Origin of the sequence: Streptomyces sp. NBC_00442 (assembly GCF_036014195.1) — a bacterium.
Classification (GTDB): Bacteria; Actinomycetota; Actinomycetes; order Streptomycetales; family Streptomycetaceae; genus Streptomyces.
In genome coordinates, this window is the sequence record NZ_CP107918.1 from 3,942,467 (window position 1) to 3,956,361 (window position 13,895).

Annotated in this window: 12 protein-coding genes; 6 read left to right on the forward strand and 6 right to left on the reverse strand. The window is 71.2% G+C overall.

Going from position 1 to position 13,895, the window contains the following annotated elements; genetic code table 11:
* Positions 1–87: 87 nt before the first annotated feature.
* The 3 genes from OG432_RS17740 to OG432_RS17750 all read right to left on the reverse strand — a co-directional run bounded on the left by OG432_RS17740 (position 88) and on the right by OG432_RS17750 (position 3,180).
* Positions 88–1,596 (reverse strand): GMC family oxidoreductase, encoded by a 1,509-nt coding sequence (locus tag OG432_RS17740; protein ID WP_328311922.1) that lies wholly within the window; start codon positions 1,594–1,596, stop codon positions 88–90.
* 67 nt (positions 1,597–1,663) lie between these two features.
* Complete coding sequence (locus tag OG432_RS17745) at positions 1,664–2,443, reverse strand: antibiotic biosynthesis monooxygenase (protein WP_328311923.1); 780 nt, start codon at positions 2,441–2,443, stop codon at positions 1,664–1,666.
* Positions 2,440–3,180 (reverse strand): DJ-1/PfpI family protein, encoded by a 741-nt coding sequence (locus OG432_RS17750; RefSeq protein WP_328311924.1) that lies wholly within the window; start codon positions 3,178–3,180, stop codon positions 2,440–2,442. Before OG432_RS17750 ends, OG432_RS17745 begins: the two co-directional genes overlap by 4 nt.
* Before the next feature lie 234 nt (positions 3,181–3,414).
* On the opposite strand from OG432_RS17750, the gene OG432_RS17755 reads away from it, so the two are divergent.
* The 5 genes from OG432_RS17755 (at position 3,415) to OG432_RS17775 (ending at position 9,431) form a co-directional block, all read left to right on the forward strand.
* A complete protein-coding gene (locus OG432_RS17755) occupies positions 3,415–4,812 on the forward strand; it encodes an MFS transporter (RefSeq protein WP_328311925.1) in 1,398 nt (465 codons plus the stop codon).
* Between the two features lie 81 nt (positions 4,813–4,893).
* A complete protein-coding gene (locus OG432_RS17760) occupies positions 4,894–6,057 on the forward strand; it encodes a ferritin-like domain-containing protein (RefSeq protein WP_328311926.1) in 1,164 nt (387 codons plus the stop codon).
* Between the two features lie 19 nt (positions 6,058–6,076).
* Positions 6,077–6,763 (forward strand): type 1 glutamine amidotransferase domain-containing protein, encoded by a 687-nt coding sequence (locus OG432_RS17765; RefSeq protein ID WP_328311927.1) that lies wholly within the window; start codon positions 6,077–6,079, stop codon positions 6,761–6,763.
* Complete coding sequence (locus tag OG432_RS17770) at positions 6,760–8,460, forward strand: MFS transporter (protein WP_328311928.1); 1,701 nt, start codon at positions 6,760–6,762, stop codon at positions 8,458–8,460. The genes OG432_RS17765 and OG432_RS17770 overlap by 4 nt, the downstream gene beginning before the upstream one ends.
* A gap of 2 nt (positions 8,461–8,462) precedes the next feature.
* Positions 8,463–9,431, forward strand: coding sequence for an aldo/keto reductase (locus OG432_RS17775; RefSeq protein WP_328311929.1), 969 nt, complete (start codon positions 8,463–8,465; stop codon positions 9,429–9,431).
* Positions 9,432–9,438: 7 nt separating this feature from the next.
* Here the strand turns inward: OG432_RS17775 and OG432_RS17780 are convergent, their stop codons facing one another.
* Both OG432_RS17780 and OG432_RS17785 read right to left on the reverse strand, forming a co-directional pair.
* Complete coding sequence (locus OG432_RS17780) at positions 9,439–10,227, reverse strand: helix-turn-helix domain-containing protein (protein WP_328311930.1); 789 nt, start codon at positions 10,225–10,227, stop codon at positions 9,439–9,441.
* A 154-nt stretch (positions 10,228–10,381) separates the two neighbouring features.
* Complete coding sequence (locus OG432_RS17785; RefSeq protein WP_328311931.1) at positions 10,382–10,774, reverse strand: SH3 domain-containing protein; 393 nt, start codon at positions 10,772–10,774, stop codon at positions 10,382–10,384.
* 574 nt (positions 10,775–11,348) lie between these two features.
* On the opposite strand from OG432_RS17785, the gene OG432_RS17790 reads away from it, so the two are divergent.
* Entirely contained in the window at positions 11,349–12,770 is a 1,422-nt protein-coding gene (locus OG432_RS17790; protein ID WP_443058581.1) for an MFS transporter, read from the forward strand.
* A 107-nt stretch (positions 12,771–12,877) separates the two neighbouring features.
* Here the strand turns inward: OG432_RS17790 and OG432_RS17795 are convergent, their stop codons facing one another.
* Positions 12,878–13,789, reverse strand: a complete 912-nt coding sequence (locus OG432_RS17795; protein ID WP_328311933.1) for a hypothetical protein — start codon at positions 13,787–13,789, stop codon at positions 12,878–12,880.
* Positions 13,790–13,895 lie beyond the last annotated feature (106 nt).

The following is a 13,895-nucleotide window of genomic DNA, read 5'->3' on the forward strand; positions in this document are numbered from 1 at the left end:
CGTGAAATGCGGTCGGTTGGTGACCAGGTGCCCGGTCCGGGCCGTGGAAGGGGGGGGTACGGCCCGGACCGGGAGTACCGGGCGGGCTCAGGCGTCCTGGAGGAACCACTCCGCGGCGCGCTCACCGATGACGTAGCAGGTGAGGTTGGGGTTGGCGCTCACGTGCGTCGGCATCACGGAGGCGTCGACCACGTTCAGGTTCTGCACGCCGTGCACCCGCAGTCGCTGGTCGACGACGGCGCCGGAGTCCTCGGCGGAGCCCATCCTGGCGGTGCCGACCGGGTGCCACAGGGTGGCGGAGTTCTCCCGGATGTAGTCCAGCAGCAGCGCGTCGCTGTCGACCTGACGCTGCGTCAATTTGTCCGACAGGCCGGACGAAAGGTCCTGGATCTGCTTGGAGTTGGCGATCTCCCAGGACAGTCGCACACCGTCGAGGGCGATCTTGCGGTCGGCCTCGGTGCCGTAGGAGTTGAGGACGATCTCGGGGTGGACCGTCGGGTCGGCGCTGCGCAGCGACACCCGGCCGCGGCACTGCGGCTTCTGGAGCACGCTCATCACGCTGATCGGGCGGTGGGTCACCGGGACGTAGCGGCTGACGAAGTACAGCTGCATGTCGTTGAACTGCTGCGAGCCCGGGTTGGTGTACCGCACCAGGACCTGCACGTCCGGGTCGTCGGGGTCGGTGACGCCGTCCTTGGGCAGCAGGCCCACGGTGATCTGCTGGTGCTCGATCAGGTTCTCGCCGACGCCCTGTCGGTCCAGGACGACCTCGATGCCGAGCTCGCGCAGCCGCTCCTGCGGCCCGATGCCCGAACGCAGCAGAATCGCGGGGGAGTTGAGGGCGCCGGCGGACAGGGTGACCTGGTCGCCGTAGACCTTCTCCAGGCGGCCCCCGGTCTCCACCTCGACGCCGACCGCCGTGGTGCCCTCGAACAGCACCCGGTGCACGGTGGCACCGGAGCGGATCGTGAGGTTCTTCCGCTTGCGGGCCTCGGTGAGGTACGCGATCGCGGTGGAGATCCGCACGTCGCCGCGGCGGTTCATCGGGATCGGGCCGACACCGGTGGACTCCGGGTCGTTGTGGTCCGCGACGTAGTCGAAGCCCTGGTCGATGCAGGCGTCCAGGTAGGCGGCCTGGAAGGGGACCAGCTCGTCGCGGGTGTGGCGCACGATGGGAGTCGGGCCGCCCTTGCCGTGCAGCGGACCGTCGAAGTCCTGGTCGTCCTCGATCCGGCGGAAGTACGGCAGCATCGAGCTCCACGACCACTGGTCGTTGCCCAGCTGGGCCCACTCGTCGTAGTCCGCCGGGATGCCGCGCAGCGCGATCGCCCCGTTGACGGCGGAGCAGCCGCCGGCCACCTTGCCGCGGGCGTACGTCAGGGACCGGCCGGGGACGGCCTCGGCCGAGTAGCCCCAGTCGTGGTCCTCCACCGACACGGTGCGCGCGTTCGTGATGTCGCCGGGGATGTCGGCGTTGTCGGCCCAGTCGGGGCCGGCCTCCAGGAGCAGGACGCTGACGCCGGAGTTCTCCGTGAGCCTGCTGGCCAGGACGGCGCCGGAGGAGCCGGCACCGACGACTATGTGGTCGTAACGCATGGAAGAGTTCCCTTCCGGGTTCACTGATGAGTTGCGCCCGGGGAGGTTCCCGGGGCTTCGCGGCCTGTTACTCGGACTCGAGGCCGCCGGGGTAGACCCCGGTGCGCACCCATTCGTCGATGGGGCCGCGGTCGCCGGTGTCCACGTACTCGATGCGGGCGCCCATCAGATCGGGCGCCGTGATCACGGCGAACGGGGTGGAGTCGGCGTCCTTGCGGAACAGCGCGTCGATGCCGACGCCCTGCTTCTCCAGGATTTCGAGCCGCCCGGCCATGTCGTCCTCCCAGACCCCGTAGTAAAGGATCTTTCCGGCGTTCTTCGCCGAGACGATGCCGTCGCCGTCCGCCTGGATGAGTTCGTAGTACGGCGCCCCGGACTTGGAGAAGGCGCAGACCAGTTCGAAGGGGTGCGGTTCCGGGTCCTCCAGGCGCGGCACCTTGAAGGTGGCGGGCTCGGTGAATTCGATGCCGAACACCTCGGAGTAACGGGCGATCGCCGCCTGAAGGTCCGGAACCACGATGCCGACGTGGAAGAACGAGTCGGGCAGATCGGGGCCGGGCGTGACGTCGCGGTAGACGTCCACCGCCGGGAATTCCTCCAGGCATTCCAGAAGGTTCGGAATGAAGTCGCGCAGATAATCCGTCGACTTGTGGAATTCCATGGCCGCGTCGTCCCGGTAGCGCTCCACGACCAGACGCGTGGTGCCGCCCTGCTCCGGCCGCACGTAGTCGAAGCCGACACAACCGGGCTCGTTGGCGCGGATCTTGGCGGCGAGACCGGCCATGAGGACGTCGAGCTCCGCCTCCTTGCCCGCCTTGACGACCTGCCGCGCGGTGACAGTGATCATGCCTGCGCACCCCGGCCCGGAAGCAGCATCGGCTCGAAGAAGTCCGTGAACTTCTCCTCGAGGTCGGGGTGGACGTAGAACTCCGGGCCCGACGCCGCGTAGATCTGCTCGCCGAGGCCGCCGTAGGTGTCGAACATCATCGAGACGATGGTGCCGACCTCCTTGCCGAAGTACTCGGTGACCAGCGCGACGGTGGACCCGTTCACCCCGTACGAGCCGGTCGTCGTCCAGATCTTCTTCGCCGCGTCGTGCAGCCACATCCGGCGCGGCGACGGCACGTTGGTGCCCTCGGCGCGCAGACCGCGGGCGACCGCGGCGACACAGGTGACGGGCGTGTCGCCGAGGATTCCGGAACGGGACAGGATGCCGACACCGGAGCAGTTGGCCGCGATGACCTTGCCGTTCACGTGGTGGTGGCGGATCGCGTCGAGGATGCGCCCGTCCTGGGTCATCTTGCCGGAGCCGACACCGCCGGGGACGTACAGGATGTCGAAGAGCTGCCCGTCCTCCAGGACGGCGTCCGGCACGACCTGGGTGCCCATCTGCATGACGACGTTGCCCGGGTCGAGCGACACCAGCTTGACGTCGAGCTCGGCCGGCTCGGCGTCCATGGGCCACGGCGCGATCTGCTGGGCGAGCACCATGGCGGCGCCCTTGAAGATTTCGAGCGGGGTGATCGTGTCCTGCTCGCTGCAGCTCTCGTAACCGAGAACGGCCACGGTTTTGATCTCGGCCATTTCTGAAGCCTCCTGGAAATCCCTTGCGGGAATTCGATGTTGGGATCGCGATCGCACCTCGAATGGGGCGCATTTATCGGCGAGTACCGGGAAGCTAGCAGGACACGTTTGCGAACTGCCTCTCACTCGAACGGACTTCCTGACCTTCACCACACTTCAAGACATCGGCCTGAGGTCAGGAAGTCCGCCCGGAAACGTTGGCCGCCCTCACGCCCGTGCGGGACCCTGCCGTCCATGACAACCGAGAGCATCGACGTCACGCCTGAGGCGTCTGCCGAGAAGGCGAACCCCGCCGGGAAGCCGCGCACCGCCGGCCGCTTCCTCGGTATCGCGGTCGGCAACTTCCTCGTCCTGATGGACGCGTCCATCCTGAACGTCGCCCTGCCCGACCTCCAGCACAGCCTGCACGCCTCGACGGGCGCCCTGGCGTGGACGGTCGACGCCTACACCGTCGTCTTCGCCGGCCTGATGCTGGCGTCCGGTTCCTTCGCGGACCGCTGGGGCCCGCGGCGCATCTACCGCTCGTCGCTGATCGCGTTCGGTGTGGTGTCGCTGCTGTGTGCCCTCGCGGGCTCGGCCGGTGTGCTCATCGCGGGCCGCGCGCTGCTCGGTGTCGCCGCGGCGGGCCTGGTCCCCGCGTCGCTCGCGCTGCTCGGCGGGCTCTACCCCGACCCCGCCAAGAAGGCGCGTGCGGTCGGCGCGTGGGCCGCGGTCAGCTCGCTCGGCCTGGTCTCCGGTCCCGTGCTCGGCGGCGGCCTCGTCGCGCTCGGCGGCTGGCAGCTGGTCTTCCTGGTCAACCCGCCCATCGCGCTGGTGACATGGCTCGCCGCGCGCGGCTTCGCCGCCGACGGGGAACGCCCCCACCGGAAGATCGACGCCCCCGGCCTCGTGCTCTCCATCGTCGGACTCGGCGCACTCACCTTCGGTCTCGTCGAGGGCGGAACCTCCGGCTGGGGCCGGCCCGCCCCCATCGTCGCCGTGGTCGCCGCGGCGGCGGCGTTCCTCGCCCTCGCACTGGTCGAGCGCAAGGCCCCCTTCCCCGCGCTGCCGCCCGCGCTCCTCGTACGGGCCCGGGTACAGGCCGACATGATCGCCGGTTCCGCCGCCTCGTTCGTCTTCTACGGGCTGCTCTACGCGATGACCCAGTGGATGGTCAACGAGCGCTCCCTCACGCCCTTCCAGACCGGCCTCGCCTTCCTGCCGATGACGCTGCCGCTCGCCGTGCTCCCGCTGTTCACCGGCCGCCTGGTCGCCCGCATCGGCACCCGGCCGCTGATCCTGTTCGGGCTGACGTGCGGCGTGCTGTCCGGGGTGATCCTCGCGTTCTCCGGCACCGAGACCCCGTTCCTGCTCCTGGTCGCCGCCCAGCTGATGCTGGCGCTCGGCTCCACCACCGCGATCCCCGCCTCCACCGCCGACATGGCGATGACCGCGCCCGCCGAGTACGCCGCCACCGCACAGGGCGCCCTCAACGCCTCCCGGCAGGCCGGCTCCGCGCTCGGTGTGGCCGTCCTCGGCACCCTGGTCTCCATGCACCGCATCGGCCTGGGCGTCGCCCTGTTCGCCGCCGCGGCGCTCCTCGTGGTCATCGCCCTGCTCACCCGGGCCCGCCGCCAGGAAGCCGCCAACTGAGCGGTCCCGCACGGCTGTTGATCTCCCGGGCGGCGGCCCTTGCCGCTGTACGAACGTAAAGCCAACGAAAGGAACACCGCGATGACCACCGCCCAGGACGAGACCGTCAAGGCGCCGGCCAAGCGCAACGTCGCCTGGATCCGCTCCGCGCTCCAGACCGCGATAGAGCTGGAACACTCCACGCTGCCGATCTACACCTCGGCGATGCTCTCGCTCGAAGTGCAGAACTACACCAGCTACAACACCATCCGCAGCGTGCTGATGGAGGAGATGGTCCACATGGCCATCGCCGGCAACATGCTCGCTGCCATCGGCGGCCGTCCCCGCATCAAGGACCTCGACCCGGCCTTCCCCCGCCGCGGCCTTCCCGGCGGTGTAGAACCCGACCTCTCCATCGGGCTCGCCTCGCTCTCCAAGCCGCAGCTGCGCAACTTCATGCGCCTGGAATCGCCGCTGTTCCTGCTGCCCGACGAGTACAGCCACGAGGACTTCCCCACCATCGGCAAGCTCTACTCGCAGATCAAGGAAGCGATCGTCGACAACGCCGACGAGCTGCGCGCCGCGGTCAAGGGCGGCGGCATCGCCAACCAGGTCGGCGACAACATCGGCTTCAAGACCATCGTGGCGACCCCCGGCGTCGACCCCGTCGACCAGCTCCTCGAAGGCATCGACGAGATCCTGGAGCAGGGCGAGGGCGCCACCGGCGGCACCATCCAGGCCGGCGCCTCCTTCCAGCACGAGGAGTCGCACTACGGCAAGTTCGCCGAGCTCTGGTACGGCCGCGAGTACCGCACGCCCGAGCCGCCCCTGGAACTGACCTCCGACACCGAGGCCGTGCACTTCCAGGGCAGCCGCATCGACTGGCCCGCGGTCGTCAACACCCTCGCCGTGCCCGCCGACGGCTACGCCAAGATCCTGGCCGCCGACCCCGACGGCACCGACGTCGAGGCGGAACTCGTCCAGTTCGACGAGACGTACACCGGCATGATGGTCCACCTCGACGAGCTGTGGAACGGCTCCGCGGCCACCCAGTGGCCCACCTTCGGCGACGCCGTCCACCACATGGTGAAGTTCCGCGTGTTCTCCTGCTTCACCTTCATGCGCCGTCAGATCCCGCAGTCGGTCATCGACGACCTGCCGCGCCTGTACCCGGCCGAGTTCGGCTTCCTGAACACCTACACCGACCTGAGCAAGCCGGTCTTCTACGGCCCGCGCTTCCGCAATCTCGCCGCCGCCCAGGCCTGAGCCCGCAGCAGGAGATCACATGCCCCGCACCAAGACGGTCCTCGTCGTCCTCACCAGCCACGCGGAGCTGGGCGACACCGGCCGCGCCACCGGCTACTACATGCCCGAAGTCGCCCACCCCTGGCGGGTGTTCACCGACGCCGGGTACCGCGTCGCCCTCGCCTCCGTCCAGGGCGGCACCCCTCCCGCGTCCGGCGTCGACCTGTCCGACGAGATCCAGAAGGCGTTCCTCGCCGACCCCGAGATGAGCGCCAAGCTCGCGGACACGCTGCGCCCCGAGGACATCGACCCGCAGGCCTACGACGCGATCTTCTTCGCCGGCGGTCACGGCACCATGTGGGACTTCCCCGGCAACACGGCGCTCGCCGCGCACGCCCGGGACATCTACGAGGCGGGCGGCGTGGTCGCGGCGCTCTGCCACGGTCCGGCGGCCCTGGTCGGCGTACGGCTCTCGGACGGCCGCCCGCTGGTGGAGGGCAAGCGGCTCACCGCGTTCAGCAACGCCGAGGAAGCCGCGGTCGGCCTGACCGACGTCGTGCCGTTCGCGTTGCAGACGGCGCTGGAGGAGCTCGGTGCCAAGCACGAGGCCGCCGCCACCGAGTTCGCCGCACACGCCGTGACCGACGGGCGCCTGGTCACCGGCCAGAACCCGGCGTCGGCCACCGACACCGCCCTGGCGACCGTGCTCGTCCTGGCCGGCACGTGACCCTCTCCGCCCCGGGGCCCGCGCGGGCGGCGGCCGACGTCGCCGCGCCCCCGGCGGCGGCCGGTCCGGCCGCGCCCCCGGCCGTCGCCGTCGCCCCCGCCGACCGCACCCGCTGGTTCGTCCTCGGCGTGGGCCTGATCTGCACCTTCCTCGTCGTGGGCGGCGCCTCCATCGCGAACCTCGCGATGCCCTCGCTCCAGCAGACCCTCCATGTCGGCTTCGGCACCGCCCAGTTCGTGGTCGCCGGATACGGCCTGGTGTACGCGGTCTTCCTCATCACCGGCGGCCGCCTCGGCGACGTGTCGGGACGCCGCCGGGTGCTGCTCGGCGGCCTCGTCCTGTTCACCGCGGCCGTCCTGGTCGGCGGGCTCGCCCCGAACGCGCCCGTGCTGATCGGGGCCCGCCTGGTCCAGGGCTTCGGCGCCGCGCTGATCTACCCGCAGATCCTGTCGATCATCCAGGACACCTTCGAGGGCAAGGAACGCAACTTCGCGCTCGGCCTGTTCGGTGCGACCATCGGGGTCGCGATCGTGGCGGGCCAGCTCATCGGCGGCGCACTGATCCAGCTCGACCTGGGCGGCCTCACCTGGCGCCCCGCCTTCCTCGTCCTCGTACCGATCGGCGCCGCGGCCCTCGTCACCGGCAGCCGCGTGATGGCCCCCGACCGGCCCGCGGGACGCGACCACATCGACCTCGCGGGCACCGGCCTGCTCGGCGCCTCGCTCCTGCTCCTGATCCTGCCCCTCCTGATCGGCCCCGGCGCGGGCTGGGCCTGGTGGACGTGGGCCATGTTCGTCCTGGCGATCCCCATGTTCGCGCTCTTCCTGCGCTACGAGCGCTCCCTGGTCCGCCGGGGCCGCACCCCGCTGCTCCGCCCCTCCCTCTTCCGCCAGCGCGCGTTCGCCGTGGGCACCGTCATCGGGGTGCTGTACTTCGTCACCATCGTCGGCCTCGCCGTCTACACCTCGCTGACCTTCCAGGTGGGCCTCGGACTCGACCCGCTCCAGGCGGGCCTCGCCTTCGCCCCGGTCGGCGTCGCCTTCTTCCTGTCCTCGCTGGTCGTACCGCGCCTGGTGCCGCGGCTCGGCCGCGCGGTCCTGACCATCGGACACGTCCTGCTCCTCGGCGGCCTGCTGTCGGCCTGGCTCACCGCGCGGCTGGCGGGCCCCGGCCTGACGGCCTGGAGCCTGGCCCTGCCGCTGCTGCTCGTCGGCACCGCCCAGGGCCTGACGATGTCCCCGCTCATCGGGATCGTCCTGACCGGCATCCGCCCCGAGGACAAGGGATCCGCGTCCGGCGCCCTGACCACCGCCTTCCAGGTCGGGCAGGCCCTCGGCGTCGCCGGCATCGGTACGGTCTTCTCCATGCTGGGCGCCCACCCGGGGCCCGGCGCCGACACCGACCGCTACCGCGTCGCCTTCGGTGCGGCCCTGTTCCTGATGGCGGCCCTCACCCTGGTCTCGCTGCTCCTGGTCTTCCTGCTGCCCACCCCGCACGACAGCCGGCCCCACCACCACTTCCTGTGGCTGCGCCACGGCCGTCGCACCGGCCTCGCGCACGCCCTTTACCTGTTGACGGGTGGTCATGCGGTGGGTCGTCTGACCCACTGGTTCCACCACCACGGGGAGCATCCCCATGGGGCCGGCCCCCATGGGGGACAGCTCCATGGGGACGAACCCCACGACGAAAGGACGTAAGAATGCGCCAGGTCGCTCTGGGCAGCCAAGGACTGCGGGTCTCCGCACAGGGCCTCGGCTGCATGGGCATGAGTCAGTCGTACGGCGTCGGCAACGACACCGAGTCGATCAACACCATCCACCGTGCCCTCGATCTCGGCGTGACCCTGATCGACACCGCCAACGTGTACGGCGCGACCGGTCTCTACGGTGTCGGCGCCAACGAGAAGCTCGTCGGATACGCCCTCAGGGACCGACGCGACGAGGTCGTCCTCGCCACGAAGTGCGGCATCCACGACGTACGGCCCGGCACCGGCATGGTCCTGCGGGCCGACCCCGAGTACATCAAGCGCAGCTGCGAGGAGTCCCTCCAGCGCCTCGGCATCGACCACATCGACCTGTACTACCTGCACCGGGTCGACCCCAAGACCCCCATCGAGGAGTCCATCGGGGCGATGGCCGAGCTGGTGAAGGCCGGCAAGATCGGTCACATCGGCGTGTCCGAACTGCCCGCGGAGGAGCTGGAGCGCGCCCACGCCGTCCACCCCGTCACGGCCGTCCAGAGCGAGTACTCGCTGTGGACCAGGAACATCGAGGAGTCCGTGCTCCCCACCGCCCGCCGCCTCGGCATCGGCGTGGTCCCCTTCTCGCCGCTCGGCCGCGGCTTCCTGACGGGCGCGGTCACCTCGCGCGACGCGTTCGACGCCACCGACATGCGGCGCGGCATGCCCCGCTTCAGCCAGGACAACCTGGACGCCAACCAGCAGGCCCTGGAACTCGTGAAGTCCATCGCCGACGCCCACGGTGTGCTGCCCGGCCAGGTCGCCCTCGCCTGGGTCCACGCGCAGGGCGACGACATCGTCCCGATCCCCGGCACCAAGCGTGTCGGCTACCTGGAGCAGAACGCCGCCGCCGCCGATCTCGTCCTCACCACCGAGGACCTGGCCCGGCTCGACGAGGTGGCCGCCCGCATCGAGGGCGCCCGCCGCTGACGGCCCCTCAGGGACCGGTCGTCCGGCGGGTGTCGCCCGTGCACAGCATTGTGCCGCCGACCTCGGCGCAGGCCTCGGCCCGCCCGGGGTCGGGGGCCACCAGCATGGGGCTCTCGGTGTCGGCGCCGGTCGAGCTGGAGCGCACCTCCGACCAGACCGTGTCGCAGGACGGGCTGAAGCGCAGGCGCACCGCGTACGAGGCCGTCGTGAGGGCGCTCTGCGTACGGGCATCGGTGCGGCAGGCCGAGCGGGCCGGGTCGGCGCCCTGGCAGCCGGCGCCCCGGCAGGCGGACGGTGCGGGCGCGGCCGGCGTCGCGTGCGAGGCGTGCGGCACGGCCGCCCAGGCGGCGCTCCCCACCAGGGCGAGCGCGGCGGCGATCGTGAGCGTACGGCGGCGCGAACGCCGGGCCGACGGCGCGGCATCGGAGTGCGCGGGCGGCGCGGGGTGCGCGGGCGGCGCGGCCCGGCCCGGCGGGGCGCCGGTGCCGGCCGGGGTGACTGGGCGGCCGGCCGGGTCCGCGCTTCCGGGGTGTGGGGCTCGTACCGCGCGGTCCCAGAGGTCGAGGAGCCGGGCGTGGTGCTCGGCGCCGCCCAGGGCGCCGAAGGCGTCGACCGCGTCACGCGGCGGCAGGTTGTCCCCGTTGAGATAGCGGTGCCACGCCGACTTGCTGTACGTGGTGCGGGCCGCGAGGCCGGCCAGGCTCAGCCCCGAGCACTGTTTGAGGTGCCTCAACTCGTCGATGAGGAGCCGGAGTTCGGGTCGGGTCGACTCGGGCAGCGGTCGCCACTGGGGCACGCGGTCCCTCCCAAAAGTCCGTATGGTCCCGTTCGAGGGTCATCTGTACCCCTTGGGGGCCGGAGCCAAGCTCCGACCCCCGGGGCGAACGGGCGAAGGGGGCGCGACAGCGGATCCCGCTCCCCCTCCCGGCGCTGGAGCGAACCTCAGCGCGTCAGCACCACGGCACGGCGGACCCGGCCGCGACCCGCACATAGTGCGCGGACACATATCGCGCGTGGTGCCCGGCCAGCCGGTACCAGACCCGGTTGCCCTGCACCGAGCTCCCGTCCTTCTTGCAGACCAGCGACACCTGGCGCCCCGAGCGCAGGGTGCCGGCGGCCCGGTAGGTGACGCCGGCACCGGTCCGTACGTGCAGCCGGACGGCGCGGCCGGTGACCACCGTGCCCTGGGGGAGGAGCTTGTGGTGCCGGGCGACGGCGACGGTCGCCTTCGCCGGCGCGGAGGCCGGTGCGGAGGCGGGCGCCGCGGCCATCGCGGTGGTCGGGAACAGGGCGAGCAGGGCGGCGACGGCGACGACGCTGTTGCGCACGGTGCTTCGGTTCATGTCTGTGTTCTCCAAGGTGATGCGGGGTCCCCGAGTAAGTGACCCTGTGTCGTCAAAGGTGTCCGGAGGGCCACGCGGACATGCGTCCCAGTCGTTCCTGGGACGAACGGGGACGGGGCGCGCGGAACCCCGCCCACCACGGGATTCCCGCCCGGCCCGCGCCCGTACGGGCACCCGAGCCCGCCCCTGTGCACCCGTCCCCACCGGCGTTCACTCGCGTGGCGGAACCCCTGGGCCTCACTTAGCGTGAGGAAGGAGCGATCGCGAACGGGAGACCACCGAGGGAGACGCGCACATGGGCCGTCACACCAGGGACGCCGCCGAGCAAGGACGCGCCGCGCGCATAGCCGCCGCCTCCGAGCACCTTTCCGCAGCCGATGCCCCACCCCGTTCCCCAGCGGGCGCCACACGCGACGCCGCCACCGGACGCCAGCAGCCATTCGGAGGGGCACCTTCGGGGCAGTCGCCGTCGTCCGGACGCTTCGCCCCGCCGCCGTCCGCCGCGTACGCCGGTGACGGCGCGCCCCCGCCCGACGCGGCGCACACCGGAGCCCCGCACGAGCACCGCTGGCTCGTGCTCGGCGTGATCGCGCTCGCCCAGCTCATGGTCGTGCTCGACGCGACCATCGTGAACATCGCGCTGCCCTCCGCGCAGCGCGATCTCGGCTTCAGCGACGGAAACCGCCAGTGGATCGTCACGGCGTACGCGCTCGCGTTCGGCTCGCTGCTGCTGCTCGGCGGCCGCATCGCCGACCTCGTGGGGCGCAAGGTCGTCTTCCTGACCGGACTCGTCGGCTTCGCCCTCGCTTCCGCGATCGGCGGCGCCGCGCCCAACTTCGAGGTCCTGGTCACCGCCCGCGCCCTCCAGGGCGTGTTCGGCGCGCTGCTCGCACCGGCCGCGCTCTCGCTGCTCACCACGACCTTCACCGACCCGAAGGAGCGCGCCAAGGCGTTCGGTATCTACGGCGCGGTCGCCGGCACCGGCGGCGCGGTGGGACTGCTGCTCGGCGGCGTCCTCACCGAGTATCTCGACTGGCGCTGGTGCCTGTACGTCAACCTCCTCTTCGCGGCGCTCGCCTTCTTCGGCGCCTGGCGGCTACTGCACCCGGGCGCGCCCACCGACCGCCCCAAGCTCGACATCCCCGGCACGGTGCTGGTCTCGGCGGGCCTGTTCTGCATCGTGTACGGATTCTCCAACGCCGAGACCCACGCCTGGAGTTCACCGCAGACCTGGGGCTTCCTGGCGGCGGGCGGCGTCCTGCTGCTGGCCTTCGCCTGGTGGCAGACGCGGGCGAAGCACCCCCTGCTGCCCCTGCGCGTCGTCCTCGACCGGGACCGGGGCGCGTCCTACCTCGCCATGTTCATCTCCGGCGCGGGCATGTTCGGCGTGTTCCTGTTCCTGACGTACTACCTCCAGCAGATCCTGCGGTACTCCCCGGTCAGCACCGGGCTCGCCTTCCTGCCGATGGTCTTCGCGATGATCGTCAGCTCGGTCGTCGCCCAGAACAAGCTCGTCCCGAGGCTCGGCGCGAAACCGATCGTGCCGCTGGGCATGGGCCTCGGCGCGGCGGGCCTCGCCTGGATGACGGCGTTGGACGCGACCAGCGGCTACGCGGCCCACGTCCTGCCCCCGCTGCTTGTCATGGGCGTCGGCATGGGCCTGATCTTCGCCCCGGCGATGAGCATGGCCACGGCGGGCGTCGCCGCGCACGACGCGGGCGTCGCCTCGGCGATGGTCAACACCAGTCAGCAGGTGGGAGGTTCGATCGGCACGGCCCTTCTGAACACCCTCGCCACGAGCGCCGCCACCAGCTACCTGGTGGGCCGTCGCCCCACCCCGGGCGTCCGCGTCCAGGCCCAGCTCCAGAGCTACTCGACGGCGTACTGGTGGTCGGCGGGCTTCTTCGCACTCGGCCTGGTGATCTCCCTGGCCCTCTACCGCAAGGGCCCACCGAGGTCGGCGGTGGGGCCTTCGGAGGGACCGGTGCACATGTGAGGCGGGCACATGTGAGGCGGGCACATGTGAGGCGGGCACGTGTGGGCGGGCCGCTGTGGGCCCGGCCCGTGTGGGCCCGGCCCGTGTGGGCCCGGCCCGTGTGAGCCTCAGGCCTGCTCCCAAGGAACGGGGTCGGGCCGTCTGCGCCACCACCAGCCACCCGGCCCCTGACCGACAGCCCCGGCCGACCGCCGTCGGGGAAGGACTTCCGTCGTACTTTCCACCGTGGCAGCGGCGAAACGCCTGTCCAGTCGCCCCAAGGCGTCGGTCAGCAACGGGACGACGTCGTGTGGCAGCCGATGGACGAGAGCCGCGAGGGCGTCACGCGCCTCCAGCCGTTCGCGATAAAGATCGGCGGGATACCAGCCCGATGGCGCCCAGCCGGATTCCATCTGAGTGATGACCCGCTCCCACACCACCAATGTGTCCCGCACGGACCGGATGGGGCCGCCAGTATCGTCGTCGAGCGGAAGCCGTGCCAGGCAGGAAGCCGCCTGGCGCACCCTCTCCAGCGATGCCATGAAGTGCTCCGAGACAGGGCTGTCCGGCCGCTGCTCACGGACGATCTCCTCGAAGCGCGTCACCGTGGCCCGGGGGAACCGGGCGACGCGCGCCTCGACGGCCGTGACCGTGAAGACGGGTGGCTCGTCCTCGGAGGGTTCGAGCCTGACGCGGGTGAGCAGCCCCTGGGGTGTCGCCGCCCAGTACGCGCTGGGAGGCGCTTCCAGCGCGGGGAACAGGACGGTCGTCCTCACGGCCTTCGCGAACCGCGCGGCGACTTCCGACTCAAGCGGTCGGCCGCCGACCGTCTCTTGGACGTAAATGTCCAGCGCCTGCGTCAAGTCGCCCTGAAGTGGCCGGAGTCCACAGGTGACCGGCGCATTCCAGTTTCGTACATCGGGATCCGTGTCGGGCTCGCCGACATCCACATCGCCCACCGCCACGCCGAGACAGCCGGCGAGTGCGAGGGCCACCGTGGTGGGATCGGAGGAGTCGACGGCAAGCAGGTTGTAGCTCACGGACGCTTCCCGTCGTAGCCGGTGATGACATTTGTCCTGGGGGAGTCGGGATTCTTCGCTCTGCCGTCCGACGTGCCCTGGAGGGGAGTATCGGTGATGTCGGCAG

What these genes read in the sequence shown, in the direction of transcription:
- OG432_RS17745 (WP_328311923.1), bottom strand. Translation starts at nt 2,443, where the DNA reads ATGATCACTGTCACCGCGCGGCAGGTCGTCAAGGCGGGCAAGGAGGCG.
- OG432_RS17760 (WP_328311926.1), top strand. Translation starts at nt 4,894, where the DNA reads ATGACCACCGCCCAGGACGAGACCGTCAAGGCGCCGGCCAAGCGCAAC.
- OG432_RS17785 (WP_328311931.1), bottom strand. Translation starts at nt 10,774, where the DNA reads ATGAACCGAAGCACCGTGCGCAACAGCGTCGTCGCCGTCGCCGCCCTG.
- OG432_RS17755 (WP_328311925.1), top strand. Translation starts at nt 3,415, where the DNA reads ATGACAACCGAGAGCATCGACGTCACGCCTGAGGCGTCTGCCGAGAAG.
- OG432_RS17750 (WP_328311924.1), bottom strand. Translation starts at nt 3,180, where the DNA reads ATGGCCGAGATCAAAACCGTGGCCGTTCTCGGTTACGAGAGCTGCAGC.
- OG432_RS17765 (WP_328311927.1), top strand. Translation starts at nt 6,077, where the DNA reads ATGCCCCGCACCAAGACGGTCCTCGTCGTCCTCACCAGCCACGCGGAG.
- OG432_RS17775 (WP_328311929.1), top strand. Translation starts at nt 8,463, where the DNA reads ATGCGCCAGGTCGCTCTGGGCAGCCAAGGACTGCGGGTCTCCGCACAG.
- OG432_RS17740 (WP_328311922.1), bottom strand. Translation starts at nt 1,596, where the DNA reads ATGCGTTACGACCACATAGTCGTCGGTGCCGGCTCCTCCGGCGCCGTC.